Origin of the sequence: Terrisphaera buseokensis (assembly GCF_047521145.2) — a bacterium.
Taxonomy (GTDB): domain Bacteria; phylum Verrucomicrobiota; class Verrucomicrobiia; order Opitutales; family Opitutaceae; genus ER46.
On record NZ_CM134186.1, the window covers coordinates 752,501 to 773,059 of the forward strand.

Annotated in this window: 12 protein-coding genes (1 of these 12 running past the window's edge); 3 read left to right on the plus strand and 9 right to left on the minus strand. The window is 65.9% G+C overall.

What is annotated here, in order from left to right:
- Together ACLJEU_RS02785 and ACLJEU_RS02790 are read right to left on the minus strand one after the other, a co-directional pair.
- A protein-coding gene (locus ACLJEU_RS02785; RefSeq protein WP_414664480.1) for a Gfo/Idh/MocA family protein crosses the window boundary here: on the minus strand, positions 1-996 show its 5' portion. 87 nt of this gene lie to the left of the window's left edge; only the first 996 of its 1,083 coding nucleotides appear in the window; it begins with the start codon at positions 994-996; its stop codon lies off the left edge, out of view.
- Positions 997-1,113: 117 nt separating this feature from the next.
- Positions 1,114-2,157: a sugar phosphate isomerase/epimerase family protein gene (locus ACLJEU_RS02790; protein ID WP_414664481.1), complete on the minus strand. Its 1,044-nt coding sequence runs from the start codon at positions 2,155-2,157 to the stop codon at positions 1,114-1,116.
- 333 nt (positions 2,158-2,490) lie between these two features.
- Here ACLJEU_RS02790 and ACLJEU_RS02795 point away from each other — a divergent pair, with 333 nt between their 5' ends.
- The 3 genes from ACLJEU_RS02795 to ACLJEU_RS02805 all read left to right on the plus strand — a co-directional run bounded on the left by ACLJEU_RS02795 (position 2,491) and on the right by ACLJEU_RS02805 (position 5,157).
- Complete coding sequence (locus ACLJEU_RS02795) at positions 2,491-3,219, plus strand: sugar phosphate isomerase/epimerase family protein (protein WP_457795336.1); 729 nt, start codon at positions 2,491-2,493, stop codon at positions 3,217-3,219.
- Positions 3,220-3,487: 268 nt separating this feature from the next.
- A complete protein-coding gene (locus tag ACLJEU_RS02800) occupies positions 3,488-4,039 on the plus strand; it encodes an adenine phosphoribosyltransferase (RefSeq protein ID WP_414664483.1) in 552 nt (183 codons plus the stop codon).
- A 146-nt stretch (positions 4,040-4,185) separates the two neighbouring features.
- The gene (locus ACLJEU_RS02805) at positions 4,186-5,157 is read left to right on the plus strand and encodes a D-2-hydroxyacid dehydrogenase (protein WP_414664484.1); all 972 of its coding nucleotides are present in this window, start codon (positions 4,186-4,188) and stop codon (positions 5,155-5,157) included.
- Between the two features lie 67 nt (positions 5,158-5,224).
- Here the strand turns inward: ACLJEU_RS02805 and ACLJEU_RS02810 are convergent, their stop codons facing one another.
- The 7 genes from ACLJEU_RS02810 to ACLJEU_RS02840 all read right to left on the minus strand — a co-directional run bounded on the left by ACLJEU_RS02810 (position 5,225) and on the right by ACLJEU_RS02840 (position 20,438).
- On the minus strand, positions 5,225-5,938 hold the full coding sequence (locus ACLJEU_RS02810; RefSeq protein WP_414664485.1) for an RDD family protein: 714 nt from the start codon (positions 5,936-5,938) through the stop codon (positions 5,225-5,227).
- Positions 5,939-5,988: 50 nt separating this feature from the next.
- Positions 5,989-7,011 (minus strand): M48 family metallopeptidase, encoded by a 1,023-nt coding sequence (locus ACLJEU_RS02815; RefSeq protein WP_414664486.1) that lies wholly within the window; start codon positions 7,009-7,011, stop codon positions 5,989-5,991.
- Entirely contained in the window at positions 7,008-8,288 is a 1,281-nt protein-coding gene (locus ACLJEU_RS02820) for a DUF898 family protein (protein ID WP_414664487.1), read from the minus strand. The genes ACLJEU_RS02815 and ACLJEU_RS02820 overlap by 4 nt, the downstream gene beginning before the upstream one ends.
- Before the next feature lie 154 nt (positions 8,289-8,442).
- Positions 8,443-11,577 (minus strand): LamG-like jellyroll fold domain-containing protein, encoded by a 3,135-nt coding sequence (locus ACLJEU_RS02825; RefSeq protein ID WP_414664488.1) that lies wholly within the window; start codon positions 11,575-11,577, stop codon positions 8,443-8,445.
- 169 nt (positions 11,578-11,746) lie between these two features.
- The gene (locus ACLJEU_RS02830) at positions 11,747-12,652 is read right to left on the minus strand and encodes a response regulator (RefSeq protein WP_414664489.1); all 906 of its coding nucleotides are present in this window, start codon (positions 12,650-12,652) and stop codon (positions 11,747-11,749) included.
- Positions 12,649-16,632, minus strand: coding sequence for a hybrid sensor histidine kinase/response regulator (locus tag ACLJEU_RS02835; protein ID WP_414664490.1), 3,984 nt, complete (start codon positions 16,630-16,632; stop codon positions 12,649-12,651). The genes ACLJEU_RS02830 and ACLJEU_RS02835 overlap by 4 nt, the downstream gene beginning before the upstream one ends.
- On the minus strand, positions 16,629-20,438 hold the full coding sequence (locus tag ACLJEU_RS02840; protein ID WP_414664491.1) for an ATP-binding protein: 3,810 nt from the start codon (positions 20,436-20,438) through the stop codon (positions 16,629-16,631). Before ACLJEU_RS02840 ends, ACLJEU_RS02835 begins: the two co-directional genes overlap by 4 nt.
- Between the last annotated feature and the right edge of the window lie 121 nt (positions 20,439-20,559).

Genomic DNA, 20,559 nt, shown 5'->3' on the forward strand with positions numbered 1-20,559 from the left:
GAGCGGCTTTTCGGTGCCTTCAAGCACTCGGATGAAATTCGCGGCGGAGCGAACGCGGCCCATCGTCTCATCGGGCGCAACCACGATGCTGCGATTCACCTGGCGACCATTCTCGTTCGTGTAGAGTTCACAGGAATCGATCGCAGTGTTGTCGAGGCCGTCGGTGCCGAACAGACGACGCACGAGGCCGCCGGCTTTCTGACCTTGGAAGGCGACCGACACTTCTTCGCGTCGATTCATCTCGGCCCACGAGACTTGAAACGACATTGCCTGGCCGGTATTGAAGGTAACGAAACCGTGAGCTGCGGCTTCGACGTCGGTCACGCCATTCGCCACGTCGGGAATTCCCCAGGGACCCTTGAACGCCTTGTTGTCGATGTGGTCGTTGTAGGTCCGCGCGAGGATGTGCGCAGGCTCAGGGTAGCCCATGAAGTGCAGTCCCAAATCGATCATGTGCAGGAGATCGATCAACGGGCCGCCGCCGGAAAGTGCCTTGGTCGTGAACCAGCCGCCGAAACCGGGAATGCCGGTGCGGCGGATCCATTTCGCCTGACACGTGTTGATTGTGCCGACGGCGCCCTGGGCGATGTAGTCCATCATGGCGTAGCTCTCAGGCCGGGCGCGATTGTTGAAATTGAACATCAACGTCCGCTTGGACTTTTCGGCCGCGGCCTTGAGCCCGGCCATCTCTTTCGCGTTCATCGCGGGCGGCTTCTCGCAGAAGACATGCTTGCCAGCCTTGAGCGCCTGGAGCGCGAGCGGCGCGTGAAACTTGTTCGGCACGATGATCGAGACGGCGTCGAGCTCGGGCATCGTGCGGAGCATTTCGGCGACGTCGGAAAACACGCGGCTGATGCCGTGCTTGGCCGCAGCCCGCTCGGCAGCCGGCTGGCTCACGTCGGCGAGGGCGACAATTTCAGCGCCGGCCTGGCGAAATCCGGCGGCATGATAAGCGGCCATGCCGCCTGCACCGATGATGGCGATTTTTTTGCTCATGAAAGGGTAAGGGGAGAGAGCCCACGGAACACACGGTCTACACGGAAATAAGGCCTGCAGCGGCTCGAGTTCTTCCGGGTACTCCGTGTGTTCCGTGGGCGAAGCGATTGAGATCTCTTACTGGTTCTTCTTGTCGAACTGGGCGTCGAACGCGATCGCGCTCGAGGGGAAATCCACCTTGCGGACGAATGCGGCGGCTTCGCCGGCACCATGCACCCGATCCATCCGACTGTCTTCCCACTCGACGGAGAGCGGGCCGCGATAACCGACGTCGTTCAGCGCGACGATAATATCTTCAAACTTGATGTCACCATGGCCGAGCGAACGAAAATCCCAGAAACGGCGCGCGTCGCCGAAATTCACGTGGCCGCCAAATACACCGACGGTACCGTCACCGTGGCCCCACCAAACGTCCTTCATATGCGCGTGAAAGATGCGGCTGCCGAATGTGCGGATGAACTTCACGTAGTCGACGCCCTGGTAACCGAGATGAGAGGGATCGTAGTTGAAGCCAAATCGGCGGTGGCCCTTCACGGCGTCGATCGCCCGCTGTGCGCTGGCGATGTCGAACGCGATCTCAGTGGGGTGTACCTCGAGGGCGAAATTTACGTTGGCTTTTTCGAAGGCCTCGAGAATTGGGCCGAAGCGTTTGGCGAAGTCCGCAAAACCTGCGTCCCAATATTCCTGTGACGTCGGCGGAAAAGCGTAGAGGGAGTGCCAGATGCTCGAACCGGTGAAACCGTTGACGACGGCCGGGAAATCATCGGACGCGCCGCGGCCCGGTTTGGCATCGAAGAACGCCCGGGCGGCCTTCGCAGCGAGCGCCAGTTTCTTCGCAGCCCGCTTGCGCACGCCTTCCGGATCGCCGTCGCCCCAGACATCAGGCGGCAAGATCGACTTGTGGCGCCCGTCGATATGATCGCAGACCGCCTGGCCTACCAAGTGGCTTGAAATCGCGTAGCAGGAGAGACCGTGGTCCTTGAGCAGGGCCCACTTGTCGTGGACATATTTTTTGCTGCTCGTGGCGGCATCGACATCGAAGTGGTCGCCCCAACAGGCGAGTTCGACGCCGTCGTAGCCCATCTTCTTGGCGAGGGGGGCGAGTTTTTCGAGGGGAAGGTCGGCCCATTGGCCGGTGAACAGGGTGACGGGACGGGGCATGGAGAGGGGGATGAGGCCGAATGGTTTCGCCGCGGGGGTGGCCGTCGGCAAGTCGAATGTCACGGCCTGGGCTGCGAAGAGCGCATCTCAGTCTTCCCCGAGTTCAGCCTCTCTCGGAAAGCCGCGTCCGGTTTACGCGATAGCGCGTGGCGTGGTCAGGCCGCGCCCCCCCCCGGGGCGCAGAAAACCGAGATGCGTCTTGGCCGAACTTCAGCTGAAAAACACGATGGTGCTCGACCGCCTCTGCGGTAGTCTATCGCGATGCCTCTTTGCCGGTGTATCTCCAGCCTCGGTTGTCCGGAACTGTCGCTGGCGGCTACGCTGGATCTCGCCGTGAAACACGAGATCCCGCTGGTCGAGCTGCGCGCGCTCGGCGGGTCCGTCGACTTGCCGGCCTATTTTACTGCCGAGTATGGCTCGCCCGAGCGTCTTGCCGTCGCCGTACGGCGTAGTTCCGTGCGCGTGGTGGCCTTCAATGCGTCCTGGCGCCTCGTGGGTGGCACCGACGCGGAGCGGGCCCAGCTTGAAGCCTTGGTGCCTTGGGCGGAGGCGCTTGGGGTTCGCTGGTTGCGGGTCTTCGATGGTGGACAAAACGCCGATACGACGGAGTGCTCCCAAGCCGCGGCCGCGTTCCAGTGGTGGAGAAAATTACGTTCCGCTCGTGGCTGGCAGGTCGACATCATGGTGGAAACGCATGATTCGCTTCTTTCCGCGGAAAAGATCGGGCGGTTTCTCGCGGCTGTCCAAGGTGCGGCGGTGCTTTGGGACGCACATCACACGTGGCGGAAGGGCGGGGAAGATCCGCTCGTGACTTGGCGCGCGATTGGTGATGCCGTCGTTCACGTGCACGTGAAGGACAGTGTGCCGATCGCGAGTGCGCGGCATCCCTTCACCTATGTGCTGCCGGGGGGCGGTGAGTTTCCTGTTGCACCGTTGCTCGCAGTGTTGCGCGCCGATGCTTTCGGCGGCCCCGTCAGTCTCGAATGGGAGAAGCAGTGGCATCCCTATCTGCCGTCGCTGGACGAGGCGTTGCACCTCGCGGCCCAGCGAGGTTGGTGGTAACTGGCGAACAATGCAGGGCGATGCAAAGGACCGCCCGCGAATCGCGCCAGTGGGCCCGAGTTTCAGAGGTGAAATCAAGCCAAGTCTATCAAGGAACCGAGGGTGTTCACGGTTGGGTGCTCGCCCCTGCCGCTGGTTCTGATTCGCATGAATTGGCGTGATTCGCGGTCTGTCGAATTGATGGGTTGGTCCACGCCATTGTCGCTCTGCACCGCACCTTTTCCTTGCTGATAATGGTAGCGCGGTTCCTGATCGAAACGAATTCGTGATGAACTCCACCGAGTTGGCTGTGTTTCTCAAGTCCCGCGTTCGCACGGTGCGCGATTGGCCGAAGCCGAAGGTGAATTTTCGCGATGTCACGACCTTGCTGGGCGACCCCGAGGCCTTTCGGGCCATTGTCGATGCGCTCGCGAAAGAAGCGCAGCGCGTGCGTGCGACTCGAATCGCCGCGGTGGACGCGCGGGGGTTCATCCTCGGCGGGGCCGTGGCCTATGCGACTCACACGCCGTTCGCGCTCGTGCGAAAGAAAGGCAAGCTTCCGTACAAAACGGTCTCCGCGGACTACGCACTGGAGTACGGATCGGCCACGATAGAGATTCATGCCGATGCGTGTCGCGCCGGCGATCGCATCTTGATTGTCGACGATTTGATCGCAACGGGAGGAACGCTGCTCGCGGCGGCGGGTTTGTTTCGGTCGCTCGGCGGCATCGTCGAGGGCGTGACGGCCGTCATCGATTTGCCGGAACTTGGTGGCTCGGCCAAGTTGCGGGCGGCGGGATATTCCGTGCACACCCTGTGCGAGTTTTCCGAGAACGAGTGATCTAGCCGTCACGACCGATTAATTCGAAAGCCAGGAAACGGCGCCGCCAGATTCGGCAGTCGCTGGCATTCGACCCCGTCGCCATCCCTGCGTCACTTGCCGTTTGCCTCGTGGCGATCGGGCTTTTTGGATTTCCCATTCCTCACATGAGCCTGACGATTTGGTGCAACGCCGTTTTCGCTGAAGCCGACAAGCAGCTGCTGATTGAAGGCACGCGATCACACAAACTGGTGTTTGCGCGCAGTGCGTCCGCCTCGGTGCTGGACGCGGGGAAGGCGGATCTCGATCTGCCGAACGCCGACGTCGCTTTCGGCCAGCCGGATGCCGGACAGTGTCTTGCCCTTCCGCGGCTGCGCTGGGTGGAGGTCACGACGGCCGGCTACACGCGTTACGACACACCCGAATTTCAGGAGGGATTTAGGGCGCGGGGCGCGGCATTTTCCAATGTTTCAGACGTCTTCGCCGATCCGTGTGCGCAGCATGTGCTCGCGATGATGCTGGCGCTCGGTCGCCGCTTGTTGCCGTCTCATCGGGACCAGCTGACCACGCGCGCCTGGGGCTACGTCGAGCGCCGGTATGAATCCCGTCTGCTTACCGGACAAAACGTGCTGCTGCTCGGCTACGGCGCGATTGGACGTCGACTCATGGAATTGCTGGCTCCCTTCGGAATGAATCTCAGCGCGGTTCGACGCCAGATTCGCAGCGAACGCGGGATTCGGATTATTCCGGAGGAGGCCGTGAGCAGCGCACTGGCGGCGGCCGATCACGTGGTGAACATTCTGCCCGACAATGCCAGCACCCGCAATTACGTGAACGCCCGTCGCCTCGCGTGCATCAAACCTGGCACGCGATTCTACAACGTCGGGCGCGGAACCACCGTCGACGAACGCGCTCTGCTCGAGGCACTGCGCTCCGGACGCATCAGCGAGGCGTATTTGGACGTTTTCGAAACGGAGCCCCTGCCGGTGGACCATCCGTTCTGGTCACAGCCGAACTGTTACGTGACGCCTCACACGGCAGGCGGTCGCCACGATCAGGATACGGCCATTGTGAAACACTTCCTGCGCAATCTTGCCGCTTTTGAAAGCGGTGGCCCGATGATCGATCGGGTCGTTTGACGACGTGCAGTCGCCGGTGGAGCGAGTTTTCCGGCACCGGTTTCGGGGTGCCGGCTCGCCTGGGCTGCTACGCCCTCACCACTTTCGTGCCGGCCATGAGATCGTGCAGGCAGCGACCGTCCTCGCGGAAGATGAAGCAGAAATCCACGAGCAGAAAAAAGAAGCCGAGAACCCCGGTGAACGCATTCAGAGCGACCATGATGGCAAACGGTGCAAGGAAACGGAGCAGCGCGCCGCGCACGAAGCCCGCGGCCTCGCCGTTGTCGACTCGCACCACGCGGATGCCCACCAGCATTTTCCCGAGGTTCTGCCCGCGCAGTCCGATCAGGATGGCTTGAAACACAACGGCGCCGAGGATGCCGACCCAGACCCACATCACGCCCCCCATCAAAGGGGCGAGATCGAGTTCGTCCATCTTGGGGAGGCCGCCGTGCGCGAGTTCAGGATTCTGTTCGAGCAGTTTGCGACTGATCAGCAGCGATCCGGGAATGGTGCTGAGGAGATAGATCATGGCGTTGATCAGGGCTGCTCCGATCCGCGCGCCGCGGCCTGCGGCCTCCGTTGCATCTCGTCGCACCACGTCGCGGGAATCCGACTCCACCAAGGGCGGGACCGGTGCACCCGAGAACTCCGCGAAATCGCCGAGCCGCTGCCACTCGCTTGATCCCTCCAGCTTGGCCTGAGTTTCCAGATTGGCGCGGCCGGCGGTGATCCACGCCCGGATTTGGTCGGTGGTCACTGGTCCGTATTCCTTACCGTCGCCGCCAATGATGATGAACATGCGCGCAACGAACACCGCACCGGGGCGTGCGTCAATATTTGGGGGCGCACTCATTTTCCCTTGATCGCATCGACCCGGTCCTGCGTCGGCGGATGCGTCCGGAGGTAGTCCAGGAGTTTGGAGTCGGTCTCACCGTGTGATTTCGAGAGGCGATCCAGCATCGTCGCGAGATGCGTGGGATCCATCGCTGCTTTCCGCAACACCGACACCGCGTGTGCGTCGGCTTCGCGTTCGAATTCGCGCGAGAAACGATTCTGCAACAGGTACGCCGGCAGCGCGCTGCCAAATGCGGTCGCCGACGAGACGTCGCCGGTCACGAGTGCGATCACGACGAACACGGCGGAGCTTTGCAGCACCGCCCGCAAGGCGTGGCGGTGCGCGAGATGGCCGCATTCGTGCGCGAGTACTGCCACGATCTCCCGATCGTCACCCGCAAGTTGAACGAGTTCATCGGTGATCACGATCACGCCCGACGGCAATGCGAACGCATTCGCCCCCGCCTGTTTCATGGCGCGAAACTCAATGCGCGCCGGGGTCGCTTCGCCTGATTTGGCGAGAAACCGGGCGAACTCTGCCTGCAAGGCCAACTGCCGTTCGTGCGTCAGCATCGTCGGCTCGAGCACGGTCTGGTCGAGCGTGGCGAGCGTCTGGTCGCCGAGTGTGCGCGTGATGCCGGCGGGCAGGATGAACGCGATCCGCCGCGCCGCCCACGGCAGGCCGAAGTGCAGCGCGGCCCAGCCAAGCGCGACCAGCACGACTACCGCGACCAGCACGAGCGCCCAGCTCGTTTCAATTCGGTGCAGCCACGTGCCCGCGCGGTTCGGCGCCCACGTGGCAATGACGGCGTCGAGTGCGCCGTTGTCCGCCACTTCACAGCGGCCGCCATCGCTGAAACGGATGAAGCGCGGGCTGCGGCCGAGTCGCGACTCGATCGTGACGTCTCGGCGCGCATATCGACCGTTGACGCCATCGCCCGTCACTTCAAGCAGGCCGTCGAACGCGTGCCAGCGCAGCAGCACGGGCCGGGGTTGCGACGTGCGACCGTCGAAGTAGGTCGCGGGAATCTCGGTCATACGCCGAAGCCGATATCAAAGTCGAAGAAGTCACTGGCCGAGTCGCCGACGGCGCCGACCGGCGGCTGGGATGCGGCGACAAAGGAGTCGATGTTGCCCGCGGGAATGACGCGCAATGAATCCAGCTGAAACTTGATCATGCGGACGGCCGCCCACGGATGCAGCAGACCGCCGGTGAGGCCTGTGACAATGGAGTTCAGGAAGTGAGTCAGGAATAAATCCCGCGCGCGCATCGTCGCAACAAAGGTGTTTCCGGCCAGCGATGTGTGATTCCATACCAGGTTGAACATGCGGGCGCGGAAGAAAAACGTGCCGGCGATGGCGAGCGGGATGGCGACGATCAGGAGCAGTCCGAACGTGCCGAACATCGCCATTGGCGGCGGTTGTCCGCCCTGACGCGCCGAAGCGGCAATGACCACGGCGATGAAAACAAAATAGAGCGCGATTGCCGGCAGGAAGAAGAGCACGGCAATGCCGAAAATCTTGTAGAACTCCTCGGTGCGGCCGGTGAACGCAAGGGGCGAGGTGCCGAACGCGTGATGAGACAGGATGAACTCCTTCTGCTTCTTCGTCACCAAGGGCAGAATCAAGCCGAGTGTGAATGGAATCAGCAGCGGCCACAGCAGAAAGACCACGGCGGCTTCACCGTAGCGCGCGTTGAAGTGGAAACGCAGTCCGCGCCACGCGGTGTTGCGGGCGTTGAACGCCAGCGCCCGAATGATCAACCACGGCGCGGCGATGGCGAAAAGGATCGCGAGCCCGATATACAGAATTGGCGAGACCACCTGACTGAGCGTCAGCAGCAGAAACAATCCGACCACGATCAGGTTACCGTAGAGGATCCGCACGGGATCGGCGAGATACTCAAACGTGTGGCCGAAGAGGCGCGTATTCGAATAGAAATAACGCCGGCGGCGCACCTTCGCCCACGCCGCGTAGATGCCGATTGTCACGATCGTCAGCAGCACATTGACGATCCAGATTTTGAAATACTCGCCCCAATCGGCGGTGAAGGTAAACGCTGCAGGGGGCGCTGGCATGGTTGCCTCTGCCGTCATGCTGCCGTCGGCGTTGGGCGGAAGAGGCGTTGCAGATGCCATGGGCGGAGGCATCGACGGCGCGAACTCCGGAAACTCGCCGATTCGCTTCCATTCACTCGTGCCGGCGAGCTTCGCCTGCATGTCGCGCGTCAGGCGGTTCTCTGCCATCCACTGCTTGATCTGCTCGGCCGAGACCGGCCCGTATTCCTTCCCGTCCGCGCCGATGATCGTGAACATGGGGCCGGACAAAAGGGAACGTTGCACAATGCGTCAACGACCGAGGGGCGTGCTGTAAGTCAGATGCACCGCGCGCTCTGCCGGCGGGCGGCCATGAAAAAGCCGTCCCGCGCGAGCGGGACGGCTTCGTTGGAGTCGTGAATCGAGATTCTGGTTACGGCACCTCGTATACCTCCACCAGCGCTTCGCCGGTGGGCGAGGCCGCGGCACCGCTGACCTGAATGGTGTATGCGCCCGGCTCGACCAGGCTGAGCGTTGCGGCGTCCTGACTGCCGCTGTCGAGGGCGAAGGCACCGACGTAACCGGTGGCGGCGGTGAGCTCGTTGACAAAGTCCGCGTTGTTCCAGTTGTCGTTCGCGAGGATGGCGCGCTGCTGGCTGTCGAAGATCTGCAGCCGGGGATCGGCCACCGTGCCCGTGACGCCGAAGGCCGCCAGTTTCGGACCGATGCCGCGGACCAGCAGCGTGCGCTGGCCGGTGCCGCCGATGACGAGGCCGAGCGTCAACACGTCGTCGCCCGGCGCGGTCTGACCGCGGACGGAGACGTTGACCAGCTTGCTCGAGGTCGTGCCGGTCAGGGAATCGGCGTCGTACACTTCAATCAGCACGATGCCGCCGGTGCCGGTCGCGTTGGTGACTTGCACGGTGTAATCACGTCCGGCCGCTAGGTCGGTGACGAGTGCGGCGTCCTTGGACCCGCTCGGCAGCACGAAGGCGCCGGTGGCCGCAAACGCATTGCCGACATTGGTGGCGGACCAGTCGTCGTTCTCCGTGATCCGGGTCGAGCCCTGGTAGACGGTGAGCTTCGGGTCGGACATCAGGCCGGTGAGGCCAAACGGAGCGAGGCCGGGACCGACGGCGCGGATCAGGACGCGTTTGTTGCCGGTACCCTGGATGACGAAGCCGGGAATGACCGTGGCGCCGGTGGCGACGCGAGTGCGGACCGAAATGTTCGCCGGGCGCGAGGCGTTGGCGGAGAGCGTCAGGGTGCCGCCCGAACTCGTGAGACTGCCGGAGCCGTTGGAGACGCGCACCGAGTAGGTGCCGGCGTCGGCGGCGTTCACGTTTTGACGGAGCAGGATGGCACCCGTCTCGCCAGCGAGGGCGACGTTGTTGCGGAACCACTGATACGCGAGGCCCGTGCCCGTGGCGCTGGTGGCGAAACTGACCGTGGCGCCAGGCACGACGACCTTCGAGAGCGGTTGCAGCGTGATAACCGGAGAACCGGCGGCGCCAACGGTCAGACTACCGGCAGTGAGCCGCGTGGTGCCGAGGGCGTTGGTGACGTCGACCGTGTAGGTGCCGGCGTCGCCGCTGCCGACCACTTCGACGACGTAGGGATTCGCGGTCGCGCCGGCGATGGCGAGGCCGTTACGGTACCATTGATACGTGTACGTCCCGCCGCCCGTGACGGTGATCGGACACACGAAACGTCCGCCAAGTGCGAGCGTGCCGCTGCCGGCGACGAAGCCGGTCGCGATCGCCGGCCGGCTGGTCGCCGTGCCGCCGGATGCGCCCGAGAACGCAAAGCTGCCGGGCCACGCGCCCCAGCTTGAGGTCGTGACGCCGTTGCGCGTGCTGGCGCCGTAGGACGCCTGGCCGCCGAGCAGCGTGATGGTGACATTTTTCGTCTCGCCGACGGCGAGCAGGCCGGCGTGGACGGCCGCGCGCGCGACAGACGAGTCGTCCGTGTAGACGTCGGTGCCCCAGACGGCTCCGCCGGTCGCGCCCGTCACCGTGAACTGGTAGGTCTGGCCGACCTTGTTGCGGTAGCCGACCAGGTTCAACGGAGCGGTGGCAAACGTCACCGTTCCGCCACCACCACCGCCGCCGCCGCCGGTGAGTCCGCCGGTCGACTGGTCGCCTTCGGAAAGATTTCCGATTTCTCCGAGCGTCAGCGTGCGGCTGTAGATGCGGATTTCGTCCATCAGGCCGGCAAAGTATTCGCCGGCGGCGAGTGTGCCGCGCGGACCGCCGATCTGCAGCGGCAGCGTATTGTTAATCAGGTTACCGACCGGGCCGGATCCGGAGGCCACACCATTGATGTAGAACGTGACCGTGCCGGCGTTGTAGACGAACGCAAGATGCTGCCAGGTGCTGGGCGTGAAGGTGCGGGTGCTGTTGAAGCCGGCGGTCGACGAGGCGACGCGCACCACATTGCGCGACTGGCGGGCGAGATCGTAGGTGTCGAAGGACCAGCCGTCGGCGACGCCCGAGGTCTGCTTGTCGAGCAGACGCGAACCATTCGAGGCGGCCTTGGGGTTGGCCGTGTTTACCCACATTGACACGGTCAGGCCGGTGGTACCGATGTTGAGGGCGGCGGAGTGGGGAATCGTGATGTACTGGTTCACGCCGCTGAACGACGCGGCCTGGCCGAAGCCGCTGCGCGATGCGGCGTAGGTGAGCCCGCCCTGCTGGGTGCCGTGGTTCGTTCCCGCGCTGTCGTTGGTGTTGTTCTCGAATTTATAATACGCGACGAGTCCGGCACCGAGTTGGAGCGTCGAACCGCCACCGCCACCCGTGGAGCCGCCGCTGACCGTGACGGAGAATACCACCGTGGCACCGGGGCCGCCGGCGTTGATCGCCCGCACGCTGAAGGTGAACGTGCCGGCAGCGGTGAACGTGCCGGTCACGAGGCCGGACGTCGGGTTAATCGCGATCGGGGCGTTGCCGCCCATGTTTTCGAACGACGTGGCCGCCGTGCTGGTCGTGAGCTGCAGCGAGAACGGCGCGCCGACGGTGGCCGTCTGCTGCACGGAGTTCGTGATGGTCGGCACGGTCGTCGTTCCGCCGCCACCACCACTACCACCACCGCTCGTTGATCCGCCGATGGTGAAGAGGCCGCCCGTGGTCTTGAAGGGATTGAAGAACTCGCTCGCGGCGTACGCGCCAAAGCCGTTCTGCTGCGTCAACACCAGCAGCACCGCCGTGGTGCTCCCGGGCGAGAACCAGTTGTTGTTAATCTGAATCGTGGTGGCGCGATTGCCCGTGGAGGCGGCGATGCTGGAATCGAGCACGGTGTAGGTGCCGCCCTCCGTCGCCAGGCCCGTGGCGCTGCGGACGTACGTCGAGCCCGTGGTGAACTGCAGCGTGAAGTTGTTGATCGCCTCCAGTGTGTTCGGCGTGCCCGCGCCGTAGGTGAAGGTGAGCGTCTTGCCGACCAGGTTGGCCGGAATCAGTTCATCGTTGGTGACAGCGAGAGCTCGCGGGGTGGCGGCGAGCCCGAGAAGAAGCAACGCGGCTGGTAAGGCGGCGCGCAGCGGGCGGACAAGGAGAGTAAGAGGTGACATGGTTTGAAGCGAACCGCCGATAATATCCGCGATTGCGAAACCTGTCGTTACGTGGACCTGCGTATGGGGAGGATTCCCCGGGACGAACGGGCCTGACCTCCCTCGGTGCACGAGACCGCGCGAGCCACGCCTAGTCGGCGCGGTTAACGGCGCCAAACTGCGAGCGATCTCACCCCCCGGTCCGCGGCCGCAGCAGCGCGCCGGTGTGCACAATGAGGGCAATCCGGTTCTCGACGCCAAGGCGTTCGAGGATCCGCTCCATGTGCTTGTCGATGGTGCGCGGACTTGCGCCGAGGATGAGCGCGATCTCCGGATTGGTTTTTCCCTGCGCCACCCAATAGGCGACCTCGGCCTGTCGGGGTGTCAATCCAAGCGTCAGCAGTGCTGCCGGCCCGGGCGGAGCGTGTTCCTCCTCGAGCGCGAGCATGACCAGATCGTCGCGGCCAGGTTCGGTGAAATGCCGGACGTTGAGGATTCCGGCCGGGCCCGAGAAACGATTCGCGTTGAGGAGGTCGGTCGGCGCGATCCCAAACTTGGCCATCAGTCCGTGCGCGAGCCGGGTGGCGAACAGCAGCTCGCCGGCCGGGTTGAGCACGAGCACGGCGCGATCGAGTGAACTGGCCAGCTGGGCTTCGGCGTCGAGCCGCAACGCGACTTCGCTTTCGAGTTCGGCGTTCTGCGCCTCAAGTTTCCGCCGCGCGGCGCGCAATTCGAGCTGCACGCGCACGCGCGCCACGAGCTCGGCGACGTGCACCGGCTTCGTCACGTAGTCGACGGCGCCCGCCGCGAACGCCCGCACTTTCTGATCGGGCTCGTCGACCGCGGTGAGAAAAATCACCGGCGACTCGCGCCACACCGCGTGCGCCTGCAACGCCGCGCACACGGCAAACCCGTCCTCGCCCGGCATCATCACATCGAGCAGCACCAAATCCGGCTGCGTGCGCGCGAGCACCGCGCGGGCCGCCGCACCACTTTCGGCCAGCAGCACGCGCACACCCTGCTGCCGCAAGGCATCACACACCACGCCCAACGCAGCGGGCGTGTCGTCAACGACCAGTACGGTGGGCGGACTCATGGAGATTCGAGCAGCTGGCGCAAACGGGAAAGCTGGAACGCCGCCGCCGCCTCGTCGAGCATCCGCCAGCGTCTTTCAGCGGCCGGGTGCGCCGCCCGCAGGACCGCCAGTTGGCAGCGAAAGTCGGCGAGATCACCCTGGGCGAGCGCATCGCGCAACTGAGCGAGGCCACCGGCGGGAAGTGGGACGTCCGTTTCCGCCGCAAAACGGGACGATTCGTCAGCGGTCGCGCTCAAGGTTGCCCACTGCAACTGCAGCAGGTGTCCGACCTTTTCGAGCAGTTCAGGCGCGCGGAACGGTTTCGCCAGAAAATCGTCCGCGCCGGCCCGGTGACCCTCGGCAACATCGAAGCTCAAGACCGACGCCGACATCAGCAGGACCTTGAGATCGCGCCCGCGCGGATGGGCGCGCAACCGGCGCGTCAACGCCAGGCCGTCGAGCCCGGCCATGCGCACATCGAGGACGACGAGATCGGGCCACGGTTCGCCGCCTGACGTGAGGCCGGCGAGCGCCGTTTGGGCGGATTCCGCCGCCGTGCAGTTGAACCCGAGCGGAACGAGCAAATCGGCCACGAGCCGGCGATTGATGGCATGATCGTCGACCACGAGCACGCGCCGCCGGACGCCTTCGTATCCGATGATGTGATTCAGGGCCGCCGCGGTTGCGGGAACAGCACTCACCGGCTGCAGGACGAGGTTGAAGGTGAAGGTGCTGCCTCGGCCCGGCTCGCTGCTCAGGACGAGCGCTCCGCCCATGCGCTCGACCAACGCCCGGCTGATTGCGAGGCCCAACCCGGTCCCGGGCGCGTCCCCGCGCGAGGCCTCGGCTTGTTCAAACGGTTGAAACAGACGCGCCTGATCGCCGGTGGAAATGCCCGGTCCGGTGTCGGTCACGCTGAACGCGCATTCCACGGCAGGCGGGGTGACCACGCCCCGCGAGTCCATCCCCGCGGCGGCCGTGAGATCGGGGGCCGAGGGCGCCTCGCCTGCATTCAGCAACGTCACGCGCACAATGACGCTTCCTCGGGGCGTAAACTTGATCGCGTTGCCGATCAGATTGTCGAGTACCTGCCGGAGTTTCTGTGCGTCGCCGATTGCGTGCGGGGGAAGTTCCGCGGGCAACTCCAGCGTGAACGCGAGACCCTTGCTGGTGGCGGTGGAGGTGTGACTCGCCGCGATGTCGCGCAGGAGTTCACCGGGTGCGAAGGGCGCGAGCCGCAGCTCGATCCTGCCAGCTTCGATTTTGGCGAGATCGAGAACGTCGTTGATCATGCGCAACAGGTGTTCGCCGCTGTGCAGCACGATGCCGAGGCGTTCCTTTTGGTCCGGCAGCAGGCGCGCGTCGTTCTGGAGGATCTGCGAGTAACCGATGACGCCGTTGAGCGGAGTGCGCAGCTCGTGGCTCATCGCAGCGAGGAACGCGCTCTTGGCGCGGTTGGCCGCTTCCGCCGCGTCGCGGGCCGTCGCGAGTTCACCGGTGCGCGTGGCGACGAGCGCCTCGAGCCGGGCCCGCTCGCGTTCGCCCTGGCCAAGACGCCAGTGCACGAAGGCAAAAAGTCCGCCGGCGATGACCAGGCCGTAGAGAATGTAGGCGCCGAGACTTTGATGCCAGGGCGGGGCGACGGAGAAGGTGAAGCGGGCGGGCGCGCTCATGTTGCCATCCGGATCCTGGGCGCGCACCTCGAAGGTGAACGGTCCGCCGGAGAGATTGGTGAACTCCGCCTCGGTGCGCGGCGACCACGGCTGCCACGCGTCGTCGTAGCCGATCAAGCGGGTTTGGTAACGCATGACGGGACCCGCGCCGAAACGCGGCGCGCTGTACGCCAGCGTGAGCGGGGCGCGGGCATAGGCGAAGCGCGGAGCTGCCGCGCCGGCCGTGGGCGTGAGGCGCGTGCCGTCGGGCAGCACGACGTCGCGAATCAACACGTTCCACGTGGCCGCGGGCGGCGGCGCGGCACCGAGGTCGGTGCGCACCAGCGCGTCAGGTCCACCGAGCCACAAGTACTCCCGATCGTCGGCGCGTTCCCACGCGAGCGTGCGCGCACCGCCAAACGCAACCTGCTCGAGAATTTTTCGGGGCAGCGGTGAAAATTCCGCGGCGCGTCCGGGCTGGCGCGTGAGCCGGCCGAGCTGGCGCGGAATATCCGTGTTCTCCGTGTCGGCCTGCGCCCACAGCACGTCCGGAATGGCCGTGGGTGTCAGCGGCCACAGCTGCGTGCGCACGTGACGTCCCGCGATCTGCAGATCCGGATCGACGCGAAACTGATCCGCGGTGGCATCGTAGGTGAAAGTGCCGGAGTCGGTCACGAATACGACGCGATCGCCTGGAGCGTACACGTGACTCCAGCCCTGCTCGGTGGGCAGTCCATGATCTTCACGGTAGCTGGAAAACGTCGCGCGTGACCAGTCGTCGGCACGGCTGCCCGGCGGGCGCACGACCTTGATGAAGCCGCGCGTCGGCGTGCCGAGCCAGACGACGCCGTCGGCCGCCTCGGCCACGGTGCGAATCTCGGTCTTGAGTCCGGGCACGCCACCTTCATCGCGCCAGCGGCCGTCGGCAAAGCGCAGGACGTTGAGGCCGATGAAGCGCCCGACAAACATCCGGTCGGGTTGCCCGCGCAGCGCGGTGAGTTTGCTGACGCCGTCGGGTGCCTCGAAAATCAGCCGCGGGGCGGTCCCGTCCGGTGGCAGCTGCAGCACGCCGCGGCCGGTGGCGATCAGCAGGCCGGCGGGGTGGCTCGCCAGCGACCAGCATGGATCGCGCACACCCGGCACTGGCTCGAAACGCGCCGGCGTGCCGGTGGCTGTATCCGCGGGTACGAGACGGAGCAGACCTTCGGCGGTCGCGGCGTAGAACGTGCCTGCGTGCCGGCGCAGATCGTGCGTGAGGTTGCGGGGCAGGCCGCTCTGTTTGTCGAACACGCTGAAACGCGAGCCGATCTCGGCGCGCACCACGCCGTTGCCGGTGCCGATCCAGACGCCGCGTTCGCGGTCAGGCGTGAGGCTGAGCAGTTGTTCACTCTCGAGACCGTTGGTCGCGCTGAGCCGGGTGCGGAAATTGAAGTCGGCGTCGGTGACGATGACACCCAGCGTGGTCGTGCCGATCGCGCGCGTGCCGTCTGGCAGCCGCACCATGTAGCGAAGTTTGGTGCGGGCGAAGAGCGCGTCCGTCGGAGTCGGATACCTCGTCAGCTTCCCGTCCTGCCAGCGAAAGAACGGGCCGGTGCCGAGTCCGAGCAGGAGGCTGCCATCCTCGAGGCGTTCAACGAGGCAGAATTGGGATCCGGCCACCTCCGGCGAATCGGTCACCCGGGAGAAGTCGTCGCCGGCGAATTGAAACAGCCCCACGCCCTGCCGGTGCAGGAACAGTTCGTCGCCGACGCGCTGCAGATACTGGCGGGAATGATTCGTGAACGACCACGCGCGAAACTCGCCCCGCTGCCAGCGCAGCACGAGGGATTCGGTCGCAAACCACACCGCGTCACGGGCGGCCGCCATGCTCCAGATGACTCCCGACGAACGATGAGCCGTCGGGAGTTTTTCGAGGAGCGAAGTGAAGCGGGGCGCACCGTCCGGCCCCGGCGCGATGAAGCCGAGTTGATCCGTGCCGCCGACGTAGAGTCGCTGATCCTGGCCGAAAGCGAGGGTGCGAATCCAGCTTGTGCCCGGAATGTTGATACGACGCCAGGCGGCACCGTCGTAGGAGATGACGGAGTGACTGTTCCCGAACCACATCAGGCCGTCGGGTCCCTGCGCCCCCATCCAGACCTGCTGGTGCGCCCGATAATCACGCGGGGTGAACGTTTGCAGGAACGGGCGGCCCGATTCGCCGTCCGGGCCGGCGTGCGCGATACCCGCCGACCAAAGCCCAAGGGGGATCAGAACGAGGGCCCGGGGAAGGTGGGAGCGGCCTGATCCCAGGGCGAGAAAGCTCTGGACCCACGCCGGCTTCAACGGGCGCGCTGGGGACCGGCGTTTCATGCCAGCAATTGCCGCAGTCGCGACAGTTGAAAGGTTGCGGCCGCTTCGTCCATCGCCTGCCACTGTGCCTCCGCCGCCGGATGCGCCAAGCGCTCGCGGGCGAGGGCCGCGCGAAAGGCCTCGAGGTCGCCGCTCGCCAGCAGATCGCGCAGCGCGGCCGCAGCCGGCGCGGGCAGGGGTGTGCCGTCGGATGGAACTGCCGGAATGGAGGTCGGGGCGGCCGCGACTTCGTGCCAGCGCAGCGCGAGCAGCGCACCGATTTTCTCGACCAGGTCGGCGGTGCGAAACGGCTTCGGCAGAAAATCGTCGCAGCCCGCCGCGCGTCCGTCTTCCGGGCGAAAACTGATCACGGAAGCCGAGGTGAGGATCACCTTCACGGCCTGGCCGCGCGGCAACGCGCGGATGCGGCGCGTGAGTTCGAGTCCGTCGATGCCGTCCATGCGCAAATCGACGATGGCGAGCTCGGGCCACGCTTCGGTGCCGGTGGTGAGTCGTGCGAGAGCTTCCTCGCCTGAGCTCGCCTCGCTGCAGGTGAAGCCAAGCGGCGCCAGCAGGTCGGTCAGCAGACTGCGATTCACGGTGTGGTCATCGACAATCAGCACACGGCGCCGCGGTCCGTCGTAGCCAGTGACAGTCGGTCGCGCGACGGCGTGAACGGGCGCGGCGCACGCGGGTAGCGCCACCGTGCACGCGAAGCTGCTGCCGGTGCCGGGCGTGCTCGTGACATCCAGCGTGCCACCCATGCGTTCGACGATGGCGCGACTGATCGCGAGGCCGAGGCCCGTGCCCGGCATGGCGGAGCGCGTGTCGTGAGCCTGCTCGAAGGGCTGGAACAGCCGCGCTTGATCCGCCGCTGAGATCCCGGGACCGGTGTCGGTGACGGTGAACACCAGCCGCGGTGTCGCCGGCTCACCTTCGTCGCTGGCGGTCACGCTCAACCTCACGCTGCCGCGCTCCGTGAACTTCACGGCGTTGCCCAGCAGGTTGTCGAGGACCTGCCGCAGCTTCTGCGCGTCGCCCTCGACCCACGGGGCCAGCCCGGGCGCGATCTCCGTGTGAAACGCGAGGCGTTTCGCGTGCGCGGCGGGCGCGTGCGCGGCCGTGACGTCCTGGATCAGATCGCGGGGCGGAAATGGCGCCGGACGCAGTTCGAGTTTGCCCGCTTCGATCTTCGCGAGGTCGAGGACGTCGTTGATCATGCGCAGCAGGTGCTCGCCGCTTTGATGAACGATGCGGACGCGATCGCGTTGATCGCTCACGAGGCGCGGATCGGCCTGGAGAATCTGCGCGTAGCCGATGACGCCGTTCAGCGGGGTGCGGAGCTCGTGGCTCATGGCGGCGAGGAACGCGCTCTTTGCCCGGCTCGCGGCTTCGGCCTGATCGCGCGCGGCGGCGAGGTCGCGGGTGCGGTCGGCGACGATGCCCTCGAGCCGGCGGCGCTCGTGTTCGGCGCGAGTGAGCCGCCAGCGAACAAAACCGGCAACGGCCCCAAACAAGCCGAGGCCGTACGCCGCGTAGGCCGCCGGGGTCCGATGCCAGGGTGGCGACACCGCAAACGTCGTCCGGGCCACGGAGCCGGTGCGGCCCAGTGCGTCGCGGGCGCGCACTTCGAGGGTGAATGGTCCGCCGATCAGATTCGTGAAGGTCGCTTCCGGCGCGGTCGCGGGAGTCCAGTCTTCCGCGTAGCCAAGCAGCCGCGTTTCATAACTCACCGGCGCGAGCGCCGCCTCCGGGCTGGCGAACTGCAGGCGCAGCGGTTCGCGACGATACGGTAGTTGCAGGGTGGTGGCGCGGGGCTGCCCGTGCGTCGATCCCTGGACGATGGCGGAGATGACCACGGACGGTGCCACGGCCGCGTTCGGCGCACTGGAAAGATCGATCCGGACCGTGCTGCGCACACCGGAGATCCAGAGCAACTCGCGCCCGTTCTCCCTGAGGTAGGAGATGTCGCGCGCGCCTCCGTAGCCGAGGGAGTTGCTGATGGCGGGCGGAAGCAGCGTCCAACTGGTCTCGCCGCCGCGCGTGTCGAGGCAGCCCATTTGAAACCCCGACTCACCGCCGGGAATCTGGAACCAGAACCGGCCCGCGTCGTCGCCCTCGATCGGCAGCGTATTCACCCCGGACGGACGCTGCCGTGAGAAGCGTTGGTCCGGGACGAGCCGTTCGCCCGTTGCGTCCAGGCGGAAGACGCCGTCGCGGACGCACAGCAGCGGACCTTCCGGCGTGCGGTGCACTTTCACCCAGCCCGTGCCCGCCGGGAGGCCGCGTGCGGTGTCGAAACGGGTCGCTTCGCCAGGCGTCCCGTCCGCACCAAGTCGCAGCCGCAACGCGATCCCGGACGTGGTCCCGATCCAAACCGTGCGCCCCGCAGCCTCGCGGATGTTGGTCGTCTCGAGTTCAAAGTCCGGCACCCGGCCCAGTGAAGTAACGGTGAAATCGGGCGCCACACGCACCAGTTCGACGCCGCGCAACATGCCGATCACGAGAACGCCGGGAAGCTGCTGCAACGCTCGCATGTCCTCAACCTGGCTCGGGCTCGCGTGCAGCACCTGCCGGTCGCCGTCGGCGCGCACCACGCCGCGTTCATTGCCGCTCAACAGCCCGCCGTGCATCGGCACCATGTTGGAGAGCCGCGCGGCCCGGGTGTTTCCGTAGGGTTCCAGCCGCGCCGCACCCAGCGGATCCGGCGCCGGCCGCAGCCGCAGCGGAGCGACGTCGCTCATCGTGATGATCAGCTCGCCCTTGAACCGCGACGGCTCGCCGCCGATCGTATCGGGACGGCCGTTACGCACATCGAAGACGCTCCACGGGGCCAGCGGCTCGAAGGTGGAGAGTCCGTTCGCGGTTTCCACCCAGAGCGCGCCGTCGGCTCCGTGCGCCAGGCCGTAGGTTGCGGCGTGGGCGAGGCCCGATTCCGCGCCGAGCCGGCGCAAAGGGGTGCCCTCGTGGGAGAGAATGACCACGCCCTCGCCGGCGGTGGACAGCGCGTAACTGCCGTCTGCTAGCCGGACGCCGTTGCGGATGCCGGCGCGGAGTAGAAATTCGGCTGCCGCCGTCGGCCAGGGGGCAATCGTGCCGTCGGCGCCGAGCCGCAGCAGGCCGCCGGCATCGAGCGCGATCACCCAGCCGCCGGCCTCGCCGGACAGGAGCGTGATCCGCCGCGCTGCGGCCAGCGCTGCGTTGCGCGCGAACGGCTGCCAGTCTTGGCCGTCCCACCGGAGCAATTGATCGCCGGCGTGACAAAAGACGGTGTTGGCGGCGCTGCGAACGGCCGGACGCTGGCCGGGGAAGGGCTGCACGCGAAACCCGCCGTTGCGCCAGGTGAGCGTTGCGCCATCGATCGCGAACAGGACGGCGTCACCGGCGGTGACCGCATTCCATACCGTCGCGAAACCGCGCTGCTCGGCAGGCAGGCGATCCACGAGCGAAACGAAGCGGAGTCCGCCACCCGTCGCGTCGGCTTCCAAGCGGCCGAGCAGACCGCCACCGCCGATATAAAGGAGTCCGTCGGAGCCGAACGTGAGGGCGCGTGTCCAGGTGCCGGATACGGGGTGCTGGCGCCAGCGCTCGCCGTCAAACGACACCACCTGACCGTACGTCCCGAAATACATGATCCCGTCGGGCGCCCGCGCCGATGCGAAGATCTGGCTGTGCCCGCGGTAAGTCTCGGGAAGGAAATTCCGGATCACCGGCAGTCCGGCTTCGGGATCGAATGTTGCCGACCGGGCCGAAATGGCGAGGCCGGCGAGAATCGCGAGCGCGCCCTGTCGCAGGCTGCGGAGGGACGGGGAAAGCAAAGCGCGCATACTCACGCCCGGAAGCACCCACCCGGTGGAAGCGGGCGACGTTCGAACGAGGGAGGGCCGAGGCGCATCCCGGCATTGAGTCGGTGGCTCCGCGCGTCGCAATCGCGAACACAGGGGTGGA

Coding starts and splice junctions, on each gene's coding strand:
- ACLJEU_RS02790 (WP_414664481.1), bottom strand. CDS start 2,157: ATGCCCCGTCCCGTCACCCTGTTCACCGGCCAATGGGCCGACCTTCCC.
- ACLJEU_RS02800 (WP_414664483.1), top strand. CDS start 3,488: ATGAACTCCACCGAGTTGGCTGTGTTTCTCAAGTCCCGCGTTCGCACG.
- ACLJEU_RS02805 (WP_414664484.1), top strand. CDS start 4,186: ATGAGCCTGACGATTTGGTGCAACGCCGTTTTCGCTGAAGCCGACAAG.
- ACLJEU_RS02810 (WP_414664485.1), bottom strand. CDS start 5,938: ATGTTCATCATCATTGGCGGCGACGGTAAGGAATACGGACCAGTGACC.
- ACLJEU_RS02815 (WP_414664486.1), bottom strand. CDS start 7,011: ATGACCGAGATTCCCGCGACCTACTTCGACGGTCGCACGTCGCAACCC.
- ACLJEU_RS02820 (WP_414664487.1), bottom strand. CDS start 8,288: ATGTTCACGATCATCGGCGCGGACGGGAAGGAATACGGGCCGGTCTCG.
- ACLJEU_RS02825 (WP_414664488.1), bottom strand. CDS start 11,577: ATGTCACCTCTTACTCTCCTTGTCCGCCCGCTGCGCGCCGCCTTACCA.
- ACLJEU_RS02830 (WP_414664489.1), bottom strand. CDS start 12,652: ATGAGTCCGCCCACCGTACTGGTCGTTGACGACACGCCCGCTGCGTTG.
- ACLJEU_RS02835 (WP_414664490.1), bottom strand. CDS start 16,632: ATGAAACGCCGGTCCCCAGCGCGCCCGTTGAAGCCGGCGTGGGTCCAG.
- ACLJEU_RS02840 (WP_414664491.1), bottom strand. CDS start 20,438: ATGCGCGCTTTGCTTTCCCCGTCCCTCCGCAGCCTGCGACAGGGCGCG.